Origin of the sequence: Cellulomonas rhizosphaerae (assembly GCF_003470205.1) — a bacterium.
GTDB classification, from domain to species: Bacteria; Actinomycetota; Actinomycetes; order Actinomycetales; family Cellulomonadaceae; genus Cellulomonas; species Cellulomonas rhizosphaerae.
On sequence record NZ_QWKP01000047.1, the window covers coordinates 1 to 3,271 of the forward strand.

Here is a 3,271-nt window from a genome sequence, read left to right on the forward strand (position 1 = left end):
CCCGCCGCTGCCGGGCACCGGTCAGCAGCGGGCCCACTGGGTCACGCGGGACACGCTGGCCTGGCCGCGTGATCTGCTGCCGACGGGCGCCGACCCGGCGGACCTGACGTGGTCGCTCTTCCACGCCCCGACCGGCGGGCTCGCCCTGACGGACGGCGTCGTCAGCGGCGGGGACGGCCTCCCGCTGACCTACGACCCGGCCGGTCTGCCGGCCGCGGTGACCGACGAGTTCCCCGCGCTCACGGGCTACGTCGCCCTCTCGGTCGACGGCGACGCCGCGGCGGACCTGCTCACGGGCCAGCTCTCCGTGCTGCAGTCCGGTGACGACGGCGCGTCGGCCTGGACCGGCGTGCAGGTCCCGGGCGTGATCGACGACCTGTACGCGCAGGCGGCCGACGACGCCGACCTCGGGATCACCTGGCACGGCGGCGACCCGACCTTCGCGCTGTGGGCCCCCACGGCCAAGGACGTCGACCTCCTGCTGTGGACCGCCGGCACGTCCGGCGAGCCGCAGCGCGTCCAGGCCGAGCGCTCGGCCGACGGCGTGTGGCGCGTGACCGGCGACGACGCCTGGAAGGGCGCCGCCTACCGGTACGACGTCAGCGTCTACGTCCCGGCGACCGACGAGGTCGAGCACAACGTCGTCACCGACCCGTACTCGGTCGCGCTGACGACGAACTCCACGCACTCGGTCGTCATCGACCTCGACGACCCGAGCACGCAGCCGGCCCTGTGGGCGGACACGAGGGCGCCGCTCGTCGAGAAGGCGGTCGACCGGACCATCTACGAGCTGCACGTGCGCGACTTCTCGATCAAGGACACGACGGTCCCGGCCGACGAGCGCGGCACCTACCTGGCGTTCGCGCGCGACAGCGCCGGCACCCGGCACCTGCGCGAGCTCGCGGCGGCCGGCCTCAACACGGTCCACCTGCTGCCGACCTTCGACATCGCGACGATCGCGGAGAAGAAGGCCGACCAGGCGACCCCCGACTGCGACCTCGCGTCGTACGGTCCCGCCGCCACCGAGCAGCAGGCCTGCGTTGCGGCGGTCGCCGACCGTGACGGCTTCAACTGGGGCTACGACCCGTTCCACTACCAAGCGCCCGAGGGCTCCTACGCGGTGGACCCCGAGGGGGCGTCGCGGGTCAGCGAGTTCCGCACGATGGTCGGCGCGCTGCACGCCACGGGCCTGCAGGTCGTCCTCGACGAGGTGTTCAACCACACCTCGGCGTCGGGCCAGGCGGACACGTCCGTGCTCGACAAGGTGGTCCCCGGCTACTACCACCGCCTCAACGCGGTGGGCGGGATCGAGACGAGCACGTGCTGCCAGAACGTGGCGACCGAGCACGCCCTGGCGGGCAAGCTCATGGTCGACTCGGTGGTGCTGTGGGCCAAGCAGTACAAGGTCGACGGCTTCCGGTTCGACCTCATGGGCCACCACTCGAAGCAGAACCTGCTCGACGTCCGCGCGGCCCTCGACGAGCTGACGCTCGCGAAGGACGGCGTCGACGGGAAGAAGATCTACCTGTACGGCGAGGGCTGGAACTTCGGCGAGGTCGCGAACAACGCGCTGTTCACGCAGGCGACGCAGGGTCAGCTCGGCGGCACGGGCATCGGGACGTTCAGCGACCGGCTGCGCGACGCGGTGCGCGGCGGAGGCCCGTTCGACGAGAACCCGCGCGTCCAGGGGTTCGGCTCGGGCGGCTACACCGACCCGAACGGTGACGCGGTCAACGGCACGCAGGCCGAGCAGCTCACCCGCGCGCAGCACGACGCGGACCTGGTCCGCCTCGGGCTGGCCGGCAACCTCAAGGACTACGCGTTCACGACGAGCGACGGGCAGACCCGCACGGGCAGCCAGATCGACTACAACGGCCAGCCCGCGGGCTACGCCGACGAGCCCGACGAGGTCATCACGTACGTCGACGCGCACGACAACGAGACCCTGTGGGACTCGCTGACCATGAAGCTGCCGCAAGCCACCACGATGAGCGACCGCATCCGGATGAACACGCTGTCGCTCGCCACCACGGCCCTGGCCCAGACGCCCTCGTTCTGGCACGCGGGCGCCGACATGCTGCGCAGCAAGTCGCTCGACCGCAACAGCTACAACTCGGGCGACTGGTTCAACGCGATCGACTGGACCGGCGCGGACAACGGCTTCGGGCACGGCCTGCCGCCCGCGGCCGACAACGAGGCCAAGTGGCCGTACCAGAAGCCGCTGCTCGAGGACGCCGCGCTCAAGCCGACCGCGGCGCAGGTCGCCACGGCCTCGGATCAGGCGCTCGACCTGCTGCGGGCGCGCTCGTCGTCCCGGCTCTTCCGCCTCGGCAGCGCCGCGGCGATCGAGCAGAAGGTCACGTTCCCGGGCAGCGGGACCGACGCGGCTCCCGGCGTGGTCGTCATGAGCATCGACGACACCGTGGGCACCGACGCCGACCCCGCGCTCGACGGCGCGCTGGTCGTCTTCAACGCGGGCACGAACGCCGTGACGCAGGAGGTGCCCGCGCTCGCGGGCCGGGCCTACGCGCTCTCGCCGGTGCAGGCCGAGGGGTCCGACGCGGTGGTCCGGGCGACGACGTGGGACGCCGGCTCGGGCACGGTGACGGTCCCGGCCCGGACGGTCGCGGTGCTGGTGGAGGAGCAGGACGACGACGGCGGGCCCGACCCGACGCCGACGGCCACCCCCACCCCCACTGCCACGCCGACTCCGAAGCCGACGCACCCGCACCCGACGCCGAAGCCGACGCACACGAAGCCGGGCCACCCGACCCCGAAGCCGACGCACACGAAGCACCCGAAGCCGACCCCGAAGCCGACCCACAAGCCCGGCAAGCCGCACCTGTCCCTCTCGCTGGGGTCGGTGCGCGCGGGCGGCACGCTGCACGTCGAGGGCGGCGGGTTCACGCCGGGGGAGCGGGTCCAGGTGTGGCTGCACTCCGAGCCGGTCCTGCTCGTCGCCGCGGACGCGGACGCCTCGGGTGAGCTCGACGTCGAGGCCACGATCCCGGTCAGCACCCCGGTCGGCGCACACCGCCTGGTGGTCACCGGCCTGTCCTCCGGGCTGAGCGCGCAGGCACCGCTGCGGGTGCTCGCGGCCGACGACCCGGACGCCCTCGGCGCCACCGGGTTCGGGCCGGTGATCGGCGTGGTCGCGGCCCTGGCGCTCCTGACCGGTGCCGTCGCGCTGGTCGTCGCCCGCCGCCGGCCAGGCTCGATCGGGTAGCCGGACGACGGCGCCCCGGCCGACCTCGCGAGGTCGGCCGGCGCG

1 protein-coding gene is annotated in these 3,271 nt (G+C 73.4%); it reads left to right on the top strand.

Annotated elements, in window-relative coordinates; all coding sequences use genetic code 11:
• A partial coding sequence (gene pulA / locus D1825_RS00635; RefSeq protein WP_118765608.1) for a pullulanase-type alpha-1,6-glucosidase occupies nt 1–3,226 on the top strand: 3,226 nt, incomplete at its 5' end.
• Nucleotides 3,227–3,271 lie beyond the last annotated feature (45 nt).